The following is an 18,477-nucleotide window of genomic DNA, read 5'->3' as shown; positions in this document are numbered from 1 at the left end:
GGGCCGTCCTCCTAGCGGTCAGTCATCGTTGGCTGGTCGCCCAGTGGTCCTAGTGCCGAAAGCCTGCCATGCCGCGCCGCCGCCGGGAAGACGCCGGAACAGTGGCATTCACCTCCTGTTCGCCCGCCGGTGACTCCGGGTACGCCGACGGCGGCGGGGTAAGCTCCCGCCGCCGTCGATGCTGATCTACCGCCGTGGTCAGGCCTTCTTGGTCAGGCAGAGCACGTAGCCCGTCTTGCCGGGCATGATGGTGGAGTAGATGTACCCCTCTTCGTCCGGCTTGAAGTACTGCTCACAGGCGGTGCCGGCCCGGGCCTGGGCCTCGGTCTGGTCTTCGACCCGACCGACCACGTTGTACGCCGCCTCGGTCGAGGTGCACGCGACGATCCGGGCGTCCGTGACCTTCTCCTGCTTGGTGCCGGTGACCTCGGGCAGCTTGGCGATGCAGTCGCCGGCCTTGGCGGCAGCCGTTTCGTCCTTGTTGACGAAGTTGCCGATCGCCGAGACGACACCGAACTTCAGGCCGGCGACGACGACGACCGCGAGGATCGCGCCGGCGATGCCGAGGGCCTTCTTCGCACCAGACTTCTTCACCTCCGGCTCGGCCGACTCCGGCCCGGCCGACTCCGGCCCGGCCGACTCCGGACCGGCCGGACGCGACTCGGCCGACTCCGGCTCGGCTGACTGCGGCTCGGCCGACTGCGGCTCGGCCGGACGCGGCTCGGTCGGCTGCGGCCCTGCCGGACGCGACTCGGTCGACTCCGGCCCGGCCGGACGCGACTGGGCCGACTCCGGCCCGGCCGACTCCGACTCCGACTCGGCCGGACGTGACACCGCCGCCTGCGGCTCGGTCGGCTGCGGCTCGGTCGGCTGCGGCTCGGTCGGCTGCGGCTCGGTCGGCTGCGGCGTCTCGCCGGCCGGCTCCGGCTTCTCGACGGCCGGCTCAGCCGGTGCGGCGTCGGACGCGGGGGGCGTTGCGACCTGCTCTGGCACAGGGGTTCCTTCCGAGGGGTTGATGAGCAGACGACACCGTAACGATCATTGATTTCCGGTGTCGTCCCGCTCGCCTCGTCCGTTCAGTTATTTCCCAGCCTCGCCCGCATGATCCAATTCACACCGTGACTCAGCTCGTCGGGGTGGGGCTCGGTGTCGCGGTCGGCTCCGCCGAGGGATCGCCGGTCGTCGTTCCGCTCGGTGTCGGCGTACTGGTCGGCCCGGCCGTCGGCGTGCTGTTCGGCTCCGCTGGCAGCGTGCTGGGCGCGGGCGGCGCCACGGTTGGGCTGGACCCGGCCGGACCGCGAGGACCGAAGGGCGCCCGGCCCACGCAGTACGGGTACGGCCGCAGCAGCGGGTTGCCGTACTCGTCGACCCGACCTTCGCAGTCCGGGTAGCCCAGGCGGATCGGGTTGCCGTCCTGGTCGAAGAGCCGGGCGTTCTCCACCAGCCGGCCCTCGCTGTCGTAGACGAAGACGTCCCGGACCTGGCTGTACTGGCTGTCGACCGAGGTCTGGTCGTAGTAGTAGCCGCGGTCGAGCCGGCCCTCGAGATTGACCAGGGCGGAGAGCGCGAAGACCACAAGAACCGCGCTGCCGACCTGCAGCGCCGAACGCGGCCAGCGGGTCAGCTGGGCGGAGCGACGACCGAGCCAGATCGAGGCGAGCACGAGGCCGACCAGCATGACCATGCCGGCGAGCGACTCGCCACCAAACCGAGGCAGCAGACCGTAGGAGTCACCGCCGGTGCTGATCGCGGTGAGCAGCATCGCGGCCAGATAGCCGCGCAGCACCCACCACGCCGGGCGCAGCAGGCGGAGGAAGTCGCTGGCGTGCGCGTACCCCAGGGGTGGACCGAGCCGGGTGTCGACCGCGCTCAGCCGGCTCCGGAGCCGGACCATCGCGGTCGCGACCCGCTGGTCGAGGTTGCGCCCACCGCCCGGGGTGGCGCCGGCCGCGGCGCGCAGCTCGGCGGCGTACGTCTCGGGCTCGCCCAGCCGCTCGACGAGAGTGCCCTCGGCCTCGGCGGCCACCTCACTGAGGTGGTCGGCGAGATCCTCGATCAGCTCGTCGCGTTGCGTGGACGGCAGGTCGGCCAGAGCGGCCCGGACCCGCGCCACATAGTCGGTGATCTCCTGCTCCGCGACGGTCATGCCGCCATCCCCCGATCGTCGAGCAGACTGTCCATTGTGGTGGCGAACGAGCGCCAGAGCTTGCCGGAGCGGGTCAACTGGTCCCGCCCCGCGGCGTTGAGTGAGTAGTACTTGCGGTGCGGCCCGGATTCGCTCGGCACGACGTAGGTGGTGAGCAGGCCGGCGGCGAAGAGCCGGCGTAGCGTCCCGTAGACCGAGGCGTCGCCGACCTCTTCCAGGCCGGCCTCGCGCAACCGGCGCAGGATGTCGTAACCGTAGCCGTCCTCCTCCCGGAGGACGGCCAGGACGGCCATGTCGAGCACGCCCTTCAGCAACTGTGTGGTGTCCACGCAATGCACACTACTACGCAATGCGAAGTAGCGTCAACGATTCCGGCACCGACACGCGCTGGCGCTGGCGCTGGCGCTGGCGCTGGCGCTGGCGCTGGCGCTGGCGCTGGCGCTGGCGCTGGCAAGATTCACTCGGGTTCCTGGAAGTCGGGGCATCCAGGCGACTCGGACGCCCCGACTTCCCCACAATGGAGTCGATCAACCGCCTCGCGGGGGTCCTTCCGTCGATCACGCGCCCCGCTAGCGCGTGGCTGGCTGGAGGCTCCAGGCGATGCCGTCGAGAATGTCGTGCTCCGAGGCGACCACCGACGGCATCCCGGCCCGCTCCATGATCACGCGGAGCACCAGCGCACCAGCGCCGATCACGTCGGCCCGGCCCGGGTGCATCACCGGGATCGCCAACCGCTGCGCACGGGTCTGGCCCAGCAGGTCCGCGGTCACCTGGGCGACCGCCTCGTAGGACACCCGGGCGTGGTGGATGCGCTCCGGGTCGTACTCCCGCAGGCCCTGCGCGATGGCGACCACTGTGGTGACCGACCCGGCGAGGCCGACCAGGGTGGCCGCCTCGCGGCCGGGCACCACGGCGAGCGCCCGGTCCACGGCGGCCGCGATGTCGGCCTCTGCCGCCGCGACCTGCTCGGGCGTCGGCGGGTCGCCGGGCAGGTGCCGCTCGGTCATCCGGACACAGCCGATGTCCACCGAGATCGCCGCGCGCACCCCCGCGGCCCGGTCACCGACCACGAACTCGGTGGAACCACCGCCGATGTCGACGACCAGGAACGGCTCCCTCGCGTCGGCCGGCAGGCCGCGCACCGCGCCGGTGAACGACAGCCGAGCCTCCTCGTCGCCGGTGACGACCTCCGGCGCGACGCCGAGGGTGCCCCGCACCATCTCCGTGAAGTCGTCGGCGTTGGCGGCATCCCGGGACGCCGAGGTGGCGCACATGCGCACCCGCTCCGCGCCCAGCTTCTCGATGTCCGCCGCGTACGACGCCAGCGCCACCCGGGTCCGTTCGATCGCCTCCGGCGCCAACCGGCCGGTGCGGTCGACACCCTGGCCGAGCCGGACGATCTCCATCCGGCGGGTCAGGTCGACAAGCGGCGCCGGCGACCCGGTGGACTCCTCGGGCAGGTCGGCGACCAGCAGTCGGATCGAGTTGGTCCCGCAGTCGATGGCCGCCACACGCGTCGTCACGGCAGCAACCTTACGGCAGGACGGGCGGGCACCCCGGGCCTTGGCCGGGTGGCCGACCCTCGGTCTGTCGGCCACCGACCTGACGTAAGAGTTCTTCGCGGCCCACCCCCGCCGGCCTGACTAGAGGCGCAGCAGCATCCGGGTGTTACCCAGCGTGTTCGGCTTGACCCGCTCCAGGTCCAGGAACTCCGCGACACCCTCGTCGTACGAGCGCAGCAACTGCTCGTACACCGGTTGCGGCACCGGTGCGCCGTCGATCTCCTGGAAACCGAACGCGCCGAAGAACTGCGTCTCGAAGGTGAGCACGAAGATCCGTGCCACCCCCAACTCCCGGGCCGCGTCGATCAGCTCGTCCACCAGCCGGTGCCCGATCCGCCGGCCCCGACAGACCGGATCCACAGCGACCGTACGGATCTCGGCCAGGTCCTCCCACATGATGTGCAGCGCACCGCAACCCACCACTGCGTCGTCGACGGGGCGGACCGCCACCCGGAACTCCTGCACCTGCTCGTAGAGGGTGACTGTCGCCTTGCTCAACAGCCGCCGGTCGTTGGTGTAGGTGTCGACCAGCCGCCGGATGCCGCGCACGTCCCCGGTGCGAGCCCGCCGCACCAGGATCTGACTCTCGGGTGCCGACGACCCAGCCTGAACGTTCATTCGCCCGCCGGGACGTCCACGCACGGGCCGGCCGTCCACCAGGGCTCGACCAGCTGCAACGTCTCGTCACCGAATGGGTTCACCCCGGGGCCGGCGCCCAGCGCGTGCCCCAGGTGCACGTGCAGGCACTTCACCCGGCCCGGCATCCCACCCGCCGAGATACCGGCGATTTCCGGCACCTCGCCGACCGCCTTCCGGCGGGCGAGGTAGTCCTCGTGCGCGGCACGGTAGTGGGCGGCCAACTCGGGATCCGTCGTCAATCGGTCCGCCATGTCCTTCATCAGCCCCGCCGACTCCAGCCGGCTGCACGCCGCGGTGGCACGGGGGCAGGTCAGGTAGTAGAGCGTGGGGAACGGCGTGCCGTCGGCGAGACGGGGAGTCGTCTCCACCACGTCCGGGAGTCCGCACGGGCAACGGTGCGCCACCGCCCGGGTGCCCCGGGGCGTCCGGCCGAGCTGCGCGGCCACCGCGGCCAGGTCCGCCTCGGTGGCCGACTCACGCTGCGGCAAGGGTACGGAATCCGCCGCCGGCTCCGACGGTGGTACGACAGTCACTGTGCCATCTCTCCTGGTGTGCTGGTCGGTGGATCACTTGCCCGGCTGCTGGCTGTCCGCCGCCTGCACGCTCGACCAGAGCGTGTCGTACCAGGTCGATGGCCCGGCCGGGGCGGCCGAACCGGCCGACTTCCCGGCATCCCGGGCGGCGCCCTCCGGGTCGTGCAGCACCACCATCATCTTCTCGCCAGGCGGGCCCATGAAGAACCGCTCCCGAGCCTGCGTCTTGATGTATTCCTCGTCTTTCCAGTTGGCGGCCTCGGCGGCCAACTTGGCGATCTCCGCCTCCTGCACCGCCTGGGCCGCCTCCATCCGCTCGATGTCGGCCTGCTGGTCCAGGTAGACCCGGACCGGGTAGGTGTAGGCCAGCGCGAGCGCGATCAGGACCGCGAACAGCACGGTGGCCCGACCGGTGAAGCGACGGGGGTGAGGTGCGGTGAGCCGCTTGACGGCACCACCGGCGGCGGTACGCCGAGCGGCGGCCGGACGATTCGCGGAGCGGACGCCCTCGGCGCCCCGGGCCGCGCCCGGAGCCCGACCAGCGGTGCCGCGCGGCTCGGCGCGTACGCCGGTCTCGCGGACCGATCCCCGGGTGGCCCGTCCACCGCCCGGCCGACCGGACTGACCCGGCCGGCGGGCGGGACGCTGACCACCCGGTGTGCGGCGCTGCTGCATCGTCACACCCCTCCCCCGAGGCTTCGCGCGTCTCAGGCCGAACGGTAGCGCGGGAACGCGCCAGCGCCGGCGTAGCGCGCCGCGTCGGCCAGCTCCTCCTCGATCCGGAGCAGCTGGTTGTACTTCGCGACGCGGTCCGAGCGGGCCGGCGCGCCGGTCTTGATCTGGCCGCAGCCGGTGGCCACCGCCAGGTCGGCGATGGTGGTGTCCTCGGTCTCGCCGGAACGGTGGCTCATCATGCACTTGAAGCCGGCCCGGTGGGCCAGGTCCACCGCGTCCAGGGTCTCGGTCAGCGAGCCGATCTGGTTGACCTTGACCAGGACCGCGTTTGCCGACTTCTCCGCGATGCCGCGGGCGATGCGCTGCGGGTTGGTCACGAACAGGTCGTCACCGACGATCTGCACCCGGTCGCCGATCGAGGCGGTAAGCGTCTGCCAGCCACTCCAGTCGTCCTCCGCCAGCGGGTCCTCGATCGACACGATCGGGTAGTCACCGGCCAGCTTCGTGTAGTAGTTGCTCATCTCCTCGGCAGACTTCGCGGCACCCTCGAAGGTGTAGGTGCCGTTGTCGAAGAACTCCGTGGCCGCCACGTCGAGCGCGAACACGATGTCGGTGCCGAGCCGGTAGCCGGCCTTCTCGACCGCCTCGGCGATCAGGTCCAGGGCTGCCGCGTTGGTCGGCAGGTTCGGCGCGAAGCCACCCTCGTCGCCGAGCCCGGTCGACAGGCCCTTCTTCTTCAGCACCGACTTCAGCGCGTGGTAGACCTCGGCGCCCGAACGCAGCGCCTCCCGGAAGGTCGGCGCGCCGATCGGCGCGACCATGAACTCCTGGATGTCGACGTTCGAGTCGGCGTGCGCGCCACCGTTGAGGATGTTCATCATCGGCACCGGCAGGAGGTGCGCGTTCGGGCCGCCCAGGTAACGGAAGAGGCTCAGCTCGGCGCTGCCGGCAGCGGCCTTCGCCACCGCCAGGGAGACCCCGAGGATGGCGTTCGCGCCCAGCTCCGACTTGCTGTCGGTGCCGTCGATGTCGAGCATCTTCTGGTCGATCAGCCGCTGCTCGCTGGCCTCGTACCCGATGATCTGGTCGACGATCTTGTCTTCGACGTTGGAGACCGCCTTCTCCACGCCCTTGCCCTGGTAGCGGTCGGCGTCACCGTCGCGCAGCTCGATCGCCTCGAAGGCGCCGGTGGAGGCGCCGGAGGGCACGGCGGCGCGGGCGACCGTGCCGTCGTCCAGGCCGACCTCGACCTCGACCGTCGGGTTGCCCCGCGAGTCGAGAATCTCCCGGGCGACGATTCCCTCGATGGTTGCCACTAAGTCGCTCCTCGTTGTTGTGATCCGGTCCGTGGGTGGGCCGCGACGGTGCGGCTGAGGCAGGTGTTGAACGCAGCGTATCGGGCCGCACGAACGGGCACGGCGTCGCCCGCGCACCCGAGTCGCCCCGCGGTGACGGACATTCCCGGATTTCCGGGCGTCAACCGGCAACGGGTTTGCGCTGCGCGGACCACATCCACCAGGCTGGTCGTCATGCCCGCCGCCTCGACCACCCTCCGCATGCTCGCCGTGTCGGTCATCGCGTCGCTCACGGTCACCGGCTGTCAGACATTCGAGGACGCCGGAGTCGCCATGGGTCGCTCGGAACTCGTCAACGACCTCGCCGCCCGGCTCGACCGGGCGCTGGAGCTGACCTACTCGGCCGACTACCAACTCCCGGGCGGCCAGAGCGCCGAGATCGTGCAGGCGCAGGATCCGGCCCGGTCCGCGTACACCTACCCGGGCGGGCGGCTCACCGTCACCCCGGAGGCCATCACCCGGTGTACGACGACCGGCGCCCGCCCCGAGTGCACGCTGGTCGCCCCACCCACCCCGGGCAGCAAGCCCACAGTGACGCTCTTCGGCGAGGCGAACCGGCAGGGCCTTGCCACCCCACCCGTGGTGGTCGGGCTGCTGACCGCCGCCGCGCTCGACCCGCAGGCGGTCATCAAGCAGAGCGACACCACAGTCGCCGGGCACCACGCCGCCTGCGTCGAGGTGCAGGGCTCGCCGTCCGGTGACTTCACCGCATGCGTGACCACCGAGGGCGTGCTCGGCAGCTTCACCGGGCCGGTCGACGGCAAGCCGGTGGACCTGGCGCTGAGCCGTTACTCCGCGACGGTCGACACCGGCGCGTTCGACCCGCCGGCCGGCGCCGGTGTCGTGGACCGTCGCCCCGGCGGCTCGTGACCGACCCAGCGGCCGGGCTCACGCCCACGCCAGGGCGCGACGCGGCCCCGTCCTCCGCTGAGCGCGGCTCTGCCTTGTCCGCCCCAGGGCACGGCGCGGCAACGTCCGCCCCTGGGCACGGCTCTGCCCTGTCCGCCCCAGGGCACGGCGCGGCAACGTCCGCCCCGGGGCACGGCTCTGCCACGTCCGCCCCAGGGCGCGGCCCAGTCCCGTCCGTGGCATCCCACGGCGGGTCGGCGGCCACCGCGCCGCACTGCGGGTTCCGGCCGGGAGCCGACCGGAGTCGGCCGCCCGCCCCCGGCGACCTGGCCCTGCCGGTGACCGGCGCGAAGCTGCTGACCAGCGCCGACGGTCAACCGCTCCGGGTGGTCGACCTGCCCGCCGACACCGACTGGGTGCCGCTGGGCACCCTCGACGGAACACCCGCGTGGGCCACCGAGTTGTCCACCGCCGAGGATCTGCCCGGCCAGGCGCGCGACTGGGCCTCGCTCGCCGCCGAGGTGCCGGAGCCACACGCCACGCTCGCCGGCCGGGCGCTGGCGGTGATGACGTGGCGGCGTACCCACCGGTGGTGCGGCGCCTGCCGGGCCGAGCTGACCGACCTGCCCGGCGAGACCGCTCGGCGATGCCCCGACTGCGGTCTGTACGTGCCGATGCAGCTCTCCGCCGCGGTGCTGGTGGCGATCACCCGGCCGGGCCCGGCCGGGCGCGCCGACGAGCTGCTGCTGGTCCGGCACGCGACCGGGCCGACCGGGCTGTGGGCGCTGGTGGCTGGCTTCGTCGAGGCCGGCGAGACGCTGGAGGCGGCGGTACACCGGGAGGTTAGCGAGGAGGTCCGGCTGCCCGTGGACCGACTGGCCTATTTCGGCAGTCAGCCGTGGGCGATCTCCGGCCCCGGTGTGCTGCTCGCCGGATTCACCGCCCGTGCCGCAGACCCGCACGCCGAGCCGGTGGTCGACGGCCAGGAACTGACCCAGGCTCGGTGGTTCGGCCTGGATGCGCTGCCGGCGGAACTGCCGCCCGCGTACTCCATCTCGCGCTGGCTGATCGACGCGACGGTGACCGCCGCGCGACGGTGACCGCCCCGCGACGCAGCGGTCAAGATCCGCGCAGGTTCGGGGATGTTGCTGCCTCAGGCGCGCTGGAGGCAGCAACTTCAGCGACGTTGCGCGGATCTTGACCGGCGGGGAGCCTAGATCTCCAGCAGGGTGCGTAGGTGGCGCGGGGGCGGGCAGTCGTGGGCGAGCATCGCGTCGTGCCAGTCGCGGGCCGACACGCCGTTCGGGCGGGCGAGGGCGATCTCGGCCACCTCGCTGTACCCGACGAAGTAGGTGGAGAGCTGGGTGGAGGTGAGCAGCGCCCGACGCCACTTGCCGGCCGCCTCGCCCTCCTCCTGGAAGCCGCGTTCGGTCATCAACGCCATCGCCTCGGCCTCGGGCAGGCCCTCGGCGTGCACCAACTGGTCGAGCAGCGCGTTGATGGTCATCCGGAGCTGCATCTTGAGCTGCTGCAACCGCACCGGGAGGCCGCCGAAACCAAGCCCCGCCATCAACTCCTCCGCGTACACCGCCCAGCCCTCGATGAACGGGCCGGACTCGGACAGGGCCCGGACCCGGGTGGCACCGACATAGCGGCGGGCATGGGCGAGCTGGAGGAAGTGCCCCGGCATCGCCTCGTGCACCGTCAGGTTGCGGATCATGTGGTCGTTGTACTCGCGGTAGAACGACTCCACCCGCTGCGCCGACCAGTCCGACGGGGTGGGCGCGATGCAGTAGAAGGTCGGCACGGCCGCGGTCTCCAGCGGACCGGGCGAGTCGCAGTAGGCCACCGCGACACCCCGGGCGAACTCCGGCATCTCCTGGATCACGCACCGGTCGTCGACAAGGGTGACCAGGTCGTGCGCGCGGACGAAGTCGGTGGCCTCGTCCAGCGTGATGCCGGCCAGGTCGACGATGGTCCCGTCGTTCGGGTGCTCGGCGGCGAGCAGGTCCAGTGCCCGGCGGACAGCCCCGTCGTCGGCCGGGCCGCCGACCAGCTCGACGGCCGCCTCGCGGATCTCGGCGGTGACCCGGTCCAGGTTGGCCCAGGCACGGCGCTGGATCTCGGCGGCGCCCAACTCGGTGTCGAGGGTGTGCCAGAGGCGGGCCTCCCAGCGGCGTCGGCCCAGCCGCGGGTCACGGCCGGGGCCGGCGTCGGCGGCCAGACCGGCACGCAGCCACGCGACGAACTCCTCCAGCGCGGCGATCGCCGCGGTGGCCGCCGGCTCGACCCGGTCGAGGGTGCTCGGCGCCTGGGCGAGCAGCGCCGGCAGCTCGTCGCGGATCAGCGCCGCCGTGCCGGTGAACTGCCCGACCGCCGTCTCGGCGTGGATCCGCGGCATGTCCCGCAGCGTCGCGCGGGCGGTGGCGAGAGCGTCCGGTACGGCGGCGAGCCGGCCGGCGAGGCTGGTCAGCCGGACGTCCGCGGGAGCGAACGGGCGGGCGAGGAGGGCGTGCAGCAGCGGGCCGGGATTGTGCGTCAGTGGGTCCCATTCGTGGGCCCGCATCTCGGTCGACTCGAACAACCCCCGGTCCACAAGTGAGCTGAGCAGCGCGTGGTCGACCTGCTCCGCGAGGCCCAGAGCAGCTGGATCGATATCGGAGAGCGCGTCGGCGGCCTCCTTGAGCATCGCCCGGTCGGCGGCGACCGCGTCGGCGGAGAGGTCCGGCAGTCGGTCGTCGTAACGGTGGTCGCCCACCGAGGTGGCGAGGCCGGGCCGGCTCTCCAACACCGCGTCGACGATTCGCTCAGCCAGTGGCACGAAGGACTCCATGCCCCCGACCCTAGACGGCACCCCTGACCCGACCTGCCGTACCAACCCCTGGCACGCCGCTGCCGGCAGGGGTAGGGAGACCCTGCGGTCAGTCGGACTCGGCGGCGCGGACGGCCTCGGCGTAGGCGAGGGTGGCCCGGCGAAGGGCTGCCTCCGGGTCGATTCCCGCCTCGCGGGCTGCCGCGACCGTTGCCAGGAGGCTGGCGCCCAGCCGTGCCTCCGGGTCTACCTGGGTGTCGGCCAGTGGCGGCGGGACTGCTCGGCCGGCACGGCCGGCGCGGTCCAGGATCTGCGCGGCCAGGGCCAGTGCGGGCTGGCTCAGGGCCACCCCGTCCAGCACCGAACTCCGTGCCTTCTCCGCCCGCTTGATCCGCTCCCAGTTCTCGGTGATCTCCTCCAGCGTGCCCGCCTCCGCCCCGGCGAAGACGTGCGGATTGCGCCGGATCATCTTGTCGACGAGGCCACCCGCCACGTCGTCGATGGTCCACCGCTCATCCTCGGGCAACTCCTCGGCGAGCCGCGCGTGCAGGACCACCTGCAACAGGACGTCACCCAACTCCTCACGCAGCGCGTCGGTGTCGTCGGCGCTTATCGCGTCGTACGCCTCATAGCTCTCCTCCAGCAGATAACCCGCGAGGCTGCGGTGCGTCTGCGCCCTCTTCCACGGGTCACCACCCGGCGAGGCGAGTCGGTCCAGCACAGCCACCGCGTCGAGCAGCCGGGCACCCGGCGGGTCCCACGAGCCGTACATCAACTCCATCTCGGCCAACCCCGGCTGCCGGGCCAGCCGCAGACCCAACTCCCGAGCCAGCGCCTCGTCGCCAGCGGGGCCGGCCAGCCACACCACAGTGCCGTGCGTCGCCACCGCATCCAGCAACGGCTGCGTCGCCGGACCGTCCACCACTGTCACAGCGGCGCCCGCCTGGCGCGCGGCAGTGGCCAGTTCGCTCTCCGCGCCGGTCAACACCGGGTGCTGGCGTACGACGTCCCAGGCCGCGGAGGTCAACAGGCCGGCCGGCAGCCGGGGTGAGGTGACCAGGAGGACGATCCGTGCCGTCATGCTCAGCTGGCCGTGCCCTGGTCCGGCGCTGGGCCCTCGGCACTCGGGGAGCCGGTCGACGGCACCGACTCCGGGGTGGAGATGTCGGTGACCGGGCCGTCCTCGTTGATGTACGGCAGCGAGTAGAAGACCACCGACTCGCCGGTACTCACCAACGACGGCACCCCGACCGCCCGGAAACGCGGGTTGATCGAGACGTCGACCCGGCCCGCCTCCTCCCCCAGTGCGGCGCCGAGGGCGGTGGCGGCGCGGACGAAACCGCCGTCGCCGAACGCCTGGCGAACGTCGGCCACCGACATTCCGGCGTTGATCGCCCCGGCCTTCGCGAGAGCGCCGTAGACGGCCATCAACGAGTCGTCGCTCAAATCGGCCGGCGGAAGCTGCTGGTTGAGCACCTGAAGCAGGTCGACCCACTCGCCCCAGAGCTTGGCGTACTCGGTGGTGGCCGGCACCCGCAGGTTCTGTTCGAGCTGCTGCGGGGTGATCTCGTCGGGCACCTGCACGTTCTTCGCCGCCACCACCCGCTTGCCCAGATCCAGGCTGACGAGCAGGTCGACCACGTCCTGACGGGTGACCGCGGAGCGCAACTGCTCCGGCGACGGCGTGGCACCCGCCCGGACCGCCTCCTGCCGGACCACGTCGCCGTATTTCGCCTGCACATCGGCGTAAATGGCGTCGACCCGGTCCACCGAATAGGCGGTGTCACCGACGTACGCGGCGACGTCCGGCGCGGACCTGCCGCAGGCGGCGAGGGAAAGGACACCCAGGGCCGCGACGCTGGCGGCGGCGATCACACGGCGAGCACGCATGCCCGTCACTCTCTCATGCCCTCGTCCGTGCTGTGACGGCCCCCACCTCACCCCGGCGCCCCCACCTCACCCCGCCGCGACGGCGAGCGGGGCGGGGGCACCGAGCACATCGGAGAGCAACTGCGCGCACCACTGGAGCAGCGCCTGATCCCGCAACTGCTCGCCACCGACCCGACGGGTGGTCGGGCGGGGCACGCTCACCTGGTCGGTGGCCAGCTTGTAGACGGCGTCCGGGTGGTAGCGCTTGAGCCGCAGCTGCTTCGAATCCGGCAGGGGCAGCGGACCGAACCGGACGTGCTTGCCCTGCACGGACACGTCGGTGAGGCCGTACCGGCGGGCCAGCAGGCGGAACCGGGCCACCTCCACCAGGTTCTGCACCGGGGCCGGCGGCTCGCCGTACCGGTCGGTCATCTCGGCGACCACCTCGTGCAGCCGCTCCGCGTCGCGTGCCTCGGCGAGCTTGCGGTACATCTCCAGGCGCAGCCGTTCCACGCTCACGTAGTCGTGTGGCAGGTGCGCGTCGATCGGCAGGTCGATCTTGACGTCGGGTTCGTCCTCCGCCCGCTCACCCTTGAACGCGGAGACCGCCTCGCCGACCATCCGCACGTACAGGTCGAAGCCGACGCCCTCGATGTGCCCGGACTGCTCGCCGCCGAGCAGGTTACCGGCGCCCCGGATCTCCAGGTCCTTCATCGCCACGTACATGCCGGCGCCCAGCTCGGTGTGCTGGGCGATCGTCGCCAACCGCTCGTGGGCGTGCTCGGTGAGCGGCTTCTCCGGCGGGTAGAGGAAGTACGCGTACGCCCGCTCGCGGCCCCGGCCGACCCGACCCCGGATCTGGTGCAGCTGGGCCAGGCCGAGCAGGTCGGCACGCTCCACGATCAGGGTGTTGGCGTTCGGGATGTCGATGCCCGACTCGACGATCGTGGTGCAGACCAGGACGTCGAACTCCTTCTCCCAGAAGCCGACCATGACCTTCTCCAGGGCGTCCTCGCCCATCTGGCCGTGCGCCACCGCGACCCGCGCCTCGGGCACCAGCTCCCGCAGCCGCCGCGCCGCCCGGTCGATCGACTCGACCCGGTTGTGCAGGTAGAAGACCTGCCCGTCGCGGAGCAACTCGCGGTGGATGGACGCCGCCACCTGCCGGTCGTCCTGCGCGCCCACGAAGGTGAGCACCGGGTGCCGCTCCTCCGGCGGGGTGGCGATGGTGGACATCTCCCGGATACCGGTGATCGCCATCTCCAGGGTCCGTGGGATCGGGGTGGCCGACATGCTCAGCACGTCGACCGAGGCGCGCAGCGTCTTCAGGTGTTCCTTGTGCTCGACACCGAAGCGCTGCTCCTCGTCGACGACCACCAGACCGAGCTGCTTGAACCGGGTGGCCGTCTGCAACAGCCGGTGGGTGCCGATGACGATGTCGACGGTGCCGTCGGCGACCATCTCCAGCGTCCGCTCGGTCTCCTTCGGAGTCTGGAACCTCGACAGCTGCCGAATCTGCACCGGGAACTGGCTCATCCGCTCGGCGAACGTGTTGTAGTGCTGCTGCACCAGCAGCGTCGTCGGCACCAGCACCGCCACCTGCTTGCCGTCCTGCACCGCCTTGAACGCCGCCCGTACCGCGATCTCGGTCTTGCCGTAGCCGACGTCGCCGCAGATCAACCGGTCCATCGGAACGGTCTGCTCCATGTCCCGCTTGACCTCGTCGATAGCGGCAAGCTGGTCCGGCGTCTCCTGCCAGGGGAAGGCGTCCTCCAGCTCGCGCTGCCACGGGGTGTCCGGGCCGAACGAGTGGCCCTTGGACGCCTTGCGGGCGGCGTACAGCTGGATGAGCTGCGCGGCGATCTCCCGGACCGCCTTGCGGGCGCGGGCCTTGGACTTCTGCCAGTCCGAGCCGCCCATCTTGTGCAGGGTCGGCTGCTCGCCGCCCACGTAGCGGGAGAGCTGGTCGAGTTGGTCGGTGGGCACGAACAGGCGGTCGCCGGGCTGGCCCCGCTTGCTGGCCGCGTACTCGATCACCAGGTATTCCCGGCTGGCGCCGTTGACGGTGCGCTGCACCAGCTCGACGTAGCGGCCGATACCGTGCTGCTCGTGCACCACGTGGTCGCCGGCCTTCAACTCCAGCGGGTCGATGGTGTTGCGCCGCCGGCTCGGCATCTTGCGCATGTCCCGCGTCGAGGTGCCGCGACCACCGGTGACGTCATTGCCGGTGAGCAGCACGAAGCGGGACGCCTCGTCGACGAACCCGCTGCTCAGCGCGCCACAGGTGACCACCAGCTCGCCGGGGACGGGCGCGGTCGGCACCTCGTCGGTCAACCGTGCGCCCAGGCCGGCGTCGCGCAGCACCTCCACCGCCCGCTGGGCGGGGCCGTGCCCCTCGAAGACCAGCGCGATCGACCAGCCCTCGCCAGCCCAGCGCTTGAGGTCCTCGACCACCCGCGTCGTCTCGCCGTGGTAGAGCGGGGCCGGCTGGGCGGCGAGGGTCACCGCGATGGCGTCGTCCGGGGTGACGGCGGCCTGCTCCGGCGCGTCCTCCCAGGGCTGGCGCGTCTCGGTCGCCGTCTCCCCCTCGACCAGACCGAACGGGGACAGCGTCCACCACGGCTGGCCGAGCTCGCCGGCGGTGGCGCGTACCTCACCGAGAGTGCGGAAGGCAGCGGCGCCGACGTCCACCGGGGCCTGGCCGCCGACCGCGGCGGCGGCCCAGCTGGCCTGCAAGAACTCCTCCGAGGTACGCACCAGATCGTGCGCCCGCGTGCGAATGCGCTCCGGGTCGCACAGCAGCACGTGGGTGCCGGCCGGCATGGCGTCCAGCAGCAACTCCAGCGAGTCGGGGCCGACAAGCACCGGCGCCAGCGACTCCATCCCCTCCACCGGGATGCCCTCGGCCAGCTTGTCCAGGATCTCGGCCAACTCGGGGTGCTGCTCGGCGAGCGCGGCGGCCCGGTCGCGGACCGCCGGGGTGAGCAGCAGCTCACGGCAGGGCGGCGCCCAGAGCAGCGGAACCTGCTCGATGGTTCGCTGGTCGGCGACCGCGAAGGTGCGGATCTCCTCCACCTCGTCGCCCCAGAACTCGACCCGGGACGGGTGCTCGTCGGTCGGCGGGAAAACGTCCAGGATGCCGCCGCGTACCGCGAACTCGCCGCGCTTGGTGACCAGGTCGACCCGCGCGTACGCCATGTCGACCAGGCGGTGGGCGACCTCCTCCAGGTCCGCCTCCTCGCCCGCGGCGAGCTGCACCGGCTCCAGGTCACCGAGCCCCTTGAGCTGCGGTTGGAGCAGTGAACGGACCGGGGCCACGACCACCCGCAGCGGACCGGTGCCGCCGTGCGCGTCGGTCGACTCCGGGTGCGCCAACCGACGCAGCACGGCCAGCCGCCGACCCACCGTGTCCGAGCGTGGGGAGAGCCGCTCGTGCGGCAGCGTCTCCCAGGAGGGGAAGACCACCACCTGATCCGCCGGCAGCAACCCACCCAACGCGGCAGCCAGGTCGTCGGCCTCGCGGGTGGTGGCGGTCACCGCCAGCACGGGTCGCCCGGCCCCGCCCCCGGTGCCGTCGGGGTCGGCCGCGACCGCGGCGACCGCGAACGGGCGCAGCGCGGCGGGGGCGGTGATGTCGAGGCCGTCGACCTGGGCGGCACCGGAGCGCGCCAGGTCACGCGCCCGGGTCAGCCCGGGGTCGGCCAGGGCGGCGGAGAACAGACCGGTGAGCAAGGGAATCCTTCCAGGGGAGTCGACGCACACGACGGCGGCCCCTCGTCCAGCCGGACGGGGGGTGCACGACGCAAGCCTATCCCCGTCCACCGACACGCACCCCCTTCCGCCCAGGACCACGCCGCGTCGCGCTCGACACCCCGCCCGCGCACCCCCCCCAGGTCCGCGCCATGCCCACGCCCCTTCTCCCAGGTCAGCGCCACGCCCCACGCCATTCACCCTCGGCCCAAGGCCACGCCACGGCACACACACCCGAGCCCAGATCCGCGCCACGCCCCGCCGCGCACCCCCCGGCCCAGGTCCGCCACGCCCCGCCACGCACTCCCAGCCCAGGTCCGCGCCACGGCATACCCCCACGCCGCGCACCCCCCGGCCCCGATCCGCGCCACAGCACACCCCCACGCCGCGCACCCCCGGCCCAGATCCGCGCCACAGCACACCCCCACGCCGCGCACCCCCGGCCCAGATCCGCGCCACAGCACACCCCCACGCCGCGCACCCCCCGGCCCAGATCCGGGCCACGCCCTGCCGCGCCCCGCAAGCCCGTGCCCCACCCCAAGATCCACGCAACTTCCCGGAAGTTGCTGCTTCCGGGGCGCGGGAGGCAGCAACTTCCCTGATGTTGTGCGGATCTTGTCGGTGGAGCAGCGTCGATCGTGCCGGAGCGCGCGTACACGCGTGATCGCCGGGGCGATCCCGCGCTGCCGCCTTGCGCAGGGGCAACAGGATCAAGGTCGTGCTCGATCCAGGGTGTAGTGGTCTCGAAGCCGGCGGATCGCACCCTTTCCCGAGTCGAGCACGACCTTGGCCAACTGGAGGACGCGGACCAGAGACGATGGGTGGTGTAGCGAGCACTCACCGGGCCCGAGGCGACCGAACCAGACGCCCTGCCACGGCCGAAGGGGGCCGGTCCACGGCCCGGCCCGAACCCCGGGGCGGGCGAACGCCGCAGTCCAAGGCACGGCCCGAACCCCACAGCCCGAACAGCCGAACCCGACAGCTCGGGGCGGGCGAACCCGGCAGCCCAAGGCATAGCCCGAACCCCGCAGCCCGAGACGGCCGAACCCCCGCAGCCCGAGACGCCGAACGCCGCAGCCCGAGACGGCCGAACCCCCGCGGCCCGAGACGCCGAACGCCGCAGCCCGAGGCGGTCCGAACCCCGCAGTCCGAGGCGGCCGAGGACGGAACGTAGATCTTGACCGATCGGCGGCTGTCATGGTCGGGTTTCGGGGTGGATGAGCAGTGGCGGGCGCAGTTCGACGCGGAGGTGAGCTTCGCCAACGGCGGCGGGCTGCGTACTGAGGGCTTCCGGCTGGACATTCCGGGTCAGGAGATCAGCGACGACGAGTTGGCGGCGTTGTTCGTCCGGCATCTCGGGTTGCTGATGGTCGCCGAGGTCCGGATCAGCGCGAAGACCATCATCGGAGAGCCCCACAAGGGCGGCCGCGGCGTTGCCGTCGACCGGTCAACGTCCGCTCGCCGGCTGGTCGAGCTGAGCCACGTGATCAGCGACGGAATGACCACCCTGCCGGGCTGGCCGGGCCCCCGGATCACCGACTGGCTGACCTTCGCGGCATCCCGCGAGCGGTACGCGCCGGGCACCGAGTTCCACGTGGCCCGGATCGACATGATCGCCAACACCGGCACGTACCTGGACACTCCCGCCCATCGTTGGGCCGGCCGTGACGATCTGACCGGAGTGTCCCTGGACATCCTCGCCGACCTGCCGGGAGTGGTGGTCCGGGTGCCGCCCGGCGTCCGGGCCGTGGACCGGTTGATGCTGGCCCCGTACGAGGTGGCTGGGCGCGCGGTGCTGCTGCACACCGGTTGGGATGCGCACTTCGGGACCGAGCGGTACGGCGCGCCGGAGGCGCCGTACCTGACCGGGGACGCCGCCCAGGTACTGGCCGACGCGGGCGCGACACTGGTCGGCATCGACTCGATCAACATCGACGACATGAGCCCGGCGGCCGGGGGTCAGCGCCCCGCGCACAGCACCCTGCTCGCCGCCGGCATCCCGATCGTGGAGCACCTGACCGGCCTGGACGCGCTGCCTCCGGACGGGTTCCGGTTCACCGCGGCCCCACCGAGGGTGGCTGGCATGGGCACCTTCCCGGTCCGCGCCTTCGCCGTCGTCAGCCCCTGACGTCACCCGCAGCGGCGGCGACGCACGCCAGGCCAACGACGCACGCGCCAAGCCAACAGCGGACACGCCAGGCCAACGACGCACGCGCCAAGCCAACAGCGGACACGCCAGGCCAACGACGCACGCGCCAAGCCAACAGCGGACACGCCAGGCCAACGA

Annotated in this window: 15 protein-coding genes; 3 read left to right on the top strand and 12 right to left on the bottom strand. The window is 72.2% G+C overall.

Features of this window, described 5'->3' with window-relative positions:
• Window positions 1-198: 198 nt before the first annotated feature.
• The 8 genes from ABZU25_RS03940 to eno form a co-directional block, all read right to left on the bottom strand.
• Complete coding sequence (locus ABZU25_RS03940) at window positions 199-993, bottom strand: hypothetical protein (RefSeq protein WP_355027817.1); 795 nt, start codon at window positions 991-993, stop codon at window positions 199-201.
• 130 nt (window positions 994-1,123) lie between these two features.
• A complete protein-coding gene (locus ABZU25_RS03935) occupies window positions 1,124-2,146 on the bottom strand; it encodes a hypothetical protein (protein WP_355027816.1) in 1,023 nt (340 codons plus the stop codon).
• On the bottom strand, window positions 2,143-2,475 hold the full coding sequence (locus ABZU25_RS03930) for a PadR family transcriptional regulator (protein WP_030328782.1): 333 nt from the start codon (window positions 2,473-2,475) through the stop codon (window positions 2,143-2,145). Before ABZU25_RS03930 ends, ABZU25_RS03935 begins: the two co-directional genes overlap by 4 nt.
• 240 nt (window positions 2,476-2,715) lie before the next feature.
• On the bottom strand, window positions 2,716-3,657 hold the full coding sequence (locus ABZU25_RS03925; protein WP_355027994.1) for a Ppx/GppA phosphatase family protein: 942 nt from the start codon (window positions 3,655-3,657) through the stop codon (window positions 2,716-2,718).
• Between the two features lie 132 nt (window positions 3,658-3,789).
• Window positions 3,790-4,326, bottom strand: a complete 537-nt coding sequence (locus tag ABZU25_RS03920) for an amino-acid N-acetyltransferase (RefSeq protein ID WP_355027815.1) — start codon at window positions 4,324-4,326, stop codon at window positions 3,790-3,792.
• Entirely contained in the window at window positions 4,323-4,880 is a 558-nt protein-coding gene (locus tag ABZU25_RS03915; protein ID WP_355027814.1) for a DUF501 domain-containing protein, read from the bottom strand. Before ABZU25_RS03915 ends, ABZU25_RS03920 begins: the two co-directional genes overlap by 4 nt.
• Window positions 4,881-4,913: 33 nt before the next feature.
• A complete protein-coding gene (locus ABZU25_RS03910; protein ID WP_355027813.1) occupies window positions 4,914-5,555 on the bottom strand; it encodes a septum formation initiator family protein in 642 nt (213 codons plus the stop codon).
• 32 nt (window positions 5,556-5,587) lie between these two features.
• A complete protein-coding gene (gene eno, locus ABZU25_RS03905; protein WP_184181511.1) occupies window positions 5,588-6,871 on the bottom strand; it encodes a phosphopyruvate hydratase in 1,284 nt (427 codons plus the stop codon).
• A 213-nt stretch (window positions 6,872-7,084) separates the two neighbouring features.
• On the opposite strand from eno, the gene ABZU25_RS03900 reads away from it, so the two are divergent.
• Window positions 7,085-7,780 carry a hypothetical protein gene (locus ABZU25_RS03900; protein WP_355027812.1) on the top strand — a complete coding sequence of 232 codons (696 nt, stop codon included), beginning with the start codon at window positions 7,085-7,087 and terminating at the stop codon, window positions 7,778-7,780.
• Between the two features lie 215 nt (window positions 7,781-7,995).
• Window positions 7,996-8,859 carry an NAD(+) diphosphatase gene (nudC, locus tag ABZU25_RS03895; RefSeq protein WP_355027811.1) on the top strand — a complete coding sequence of 288 codons (864 nt, stop codon included), beginning with the start codon at window positions 7,996-7,998 and terminating at the stop codon, window positions 8,857-8,859.
• Between the two features lie 113 nt (window positions 8,860-8,972).
• Here the strand turns inward: nudC and ABZU25_RS03890 are convergent, their stop codons facing one another.
• From ABZU25_RS03890 to mfd, 4 genes are all read right to left on the bottom strand, one after another.
• Entirely contained in the window at window positions 8,973-10,592 is a 1,620-nt protein-coding gene (locus tag ABZU25_RS03890) for a DUF885 domain-containing protein (protein ID WP_355027810.1), read from the bottom strand.
• 88 nt (window positions 10,593-10,680) lie between these two features.
• Window positions 10,681-11,652, bottom strand: a complete 972-nt coding sequence (locus tag ABZU25_RS03885) for a nucleoside triphosphate pyrophosphohydrolase (RefSeq protein ID WP_355027809.1) — start codon at window positions 11,650-11,652, stop codon at window positions 10,681-10,683.
• A 2-nt stretch (window positions 11,653-11,654) separates the two neighbouring features.
• Entirely contained in the window at window positions 11,655-12,461 is an 807-nt protein-coding gene (locus ABZU25_RS03880; protein ID WP_355027808.1) for a hypothetical protein, read from the bottom strand.
• Window positions 12,462-12,527: 66 nt separating this feature from the next.
• Window positions 12,528-16,172, bottom strand: a complete 3,645-nt coding sequence (mfd, locus tag ABZU25_RS03875; RefSeq protein WP_355027807.1) for a transcription-repair coupling factor — start codon at window positions 16,170-16,172, stop codon at window positions 12,528-12,530.
• A 1,231-nt stretch (window positions 16,173-17,403) separates the two neighbouring features.
• Between mfd and ABZU25_RS03870 the strand changes: the two genes are divergently transcribed.
• Window positions 17,404-18,318 carry a cyclase family protein gene (locus ABZU25_RS03870; protein ID WP_355027806.1) on the top strand — a complete coding sequence of 305 codons (915 nt, stop codon included), beginning with the start codon at window positions 17,404-17,406 and terminating at the stop codon, window positions 18,316-18,318.
• The last annotated feature ends 159 nt before the right edge of the window (window positions 18,319-18,477 follow it).

It is taken from the genome of Micromonospora sp. NPDC005215 (assembly GCF_040607915.1).
In the GTDB taxonomy this organism is placed as follows: domain Bacteria; phylum Actinomycetota; class Actinomycetes; order Mycobacteriales; family Micromonosporaceae; genus Micromonospora.
Note: the sequence above shows the minus strand (reverse complement) of the source record. Positions and strands in the feature narration are given on the sequence as shown.

Excerpts from the sequence above, each read along its gene's own strand:
- ABZU25_RS03935 (WP_355027816.1), bottom strand. The coding sequence starts at position 2,146 with ATGACCGTCGCGGAGCAGGAGATCACCGACTATGTGGCGCGGGTCCGG.
- ABZU25_RS03910 (WP_355027813.1), bottom strand. The coding sequence starts at position 5,555 with ATGCAGCAGCGCCGCACACCGGGTGGTCAGCGTCCCGCCCGCCGGCCG.
- ABZU25_RS03900 (WP_355027812.1), top strand. The coding sequence starts at position 7,085 with ATGCCCGCCGCCTCGACCACCCTCCGCATGCTCGCCGTGTCGGTCATC.
- ABZU25_RS03880 (WP_355027808.1), bottom strand. The coding sequence starts at position 12,461 with ATGCGTGCTCGCCGTGTGATCGCCGCCGCCAGCGTCGCGGCCCTGGGT.
- ABZU25_RS03890 (WP_355027810.1), bottom strand. The coding sequence starts at position 10,592 with ATGGAGTCCTTCGTGCCACTGGCTGAGCGAATCGTCGACGCGGTGTTG.
- ABZU25_RS03885 (WP_355027809.1), bottom strand. The coding sequence starts at position 11,652 with ATGACGGCACGGATCGTCCTCCTGGTCACCTCACCCCGGCTGCCGGCC.
- ABZU25_RS03920 (WP_355027815.1), bottom strand. The coding sequence starts at position 4,326 with ATGAACGTTCAGGCTGGGTCGTCGGCACCCGAGAGTCAGATCCTGGTG.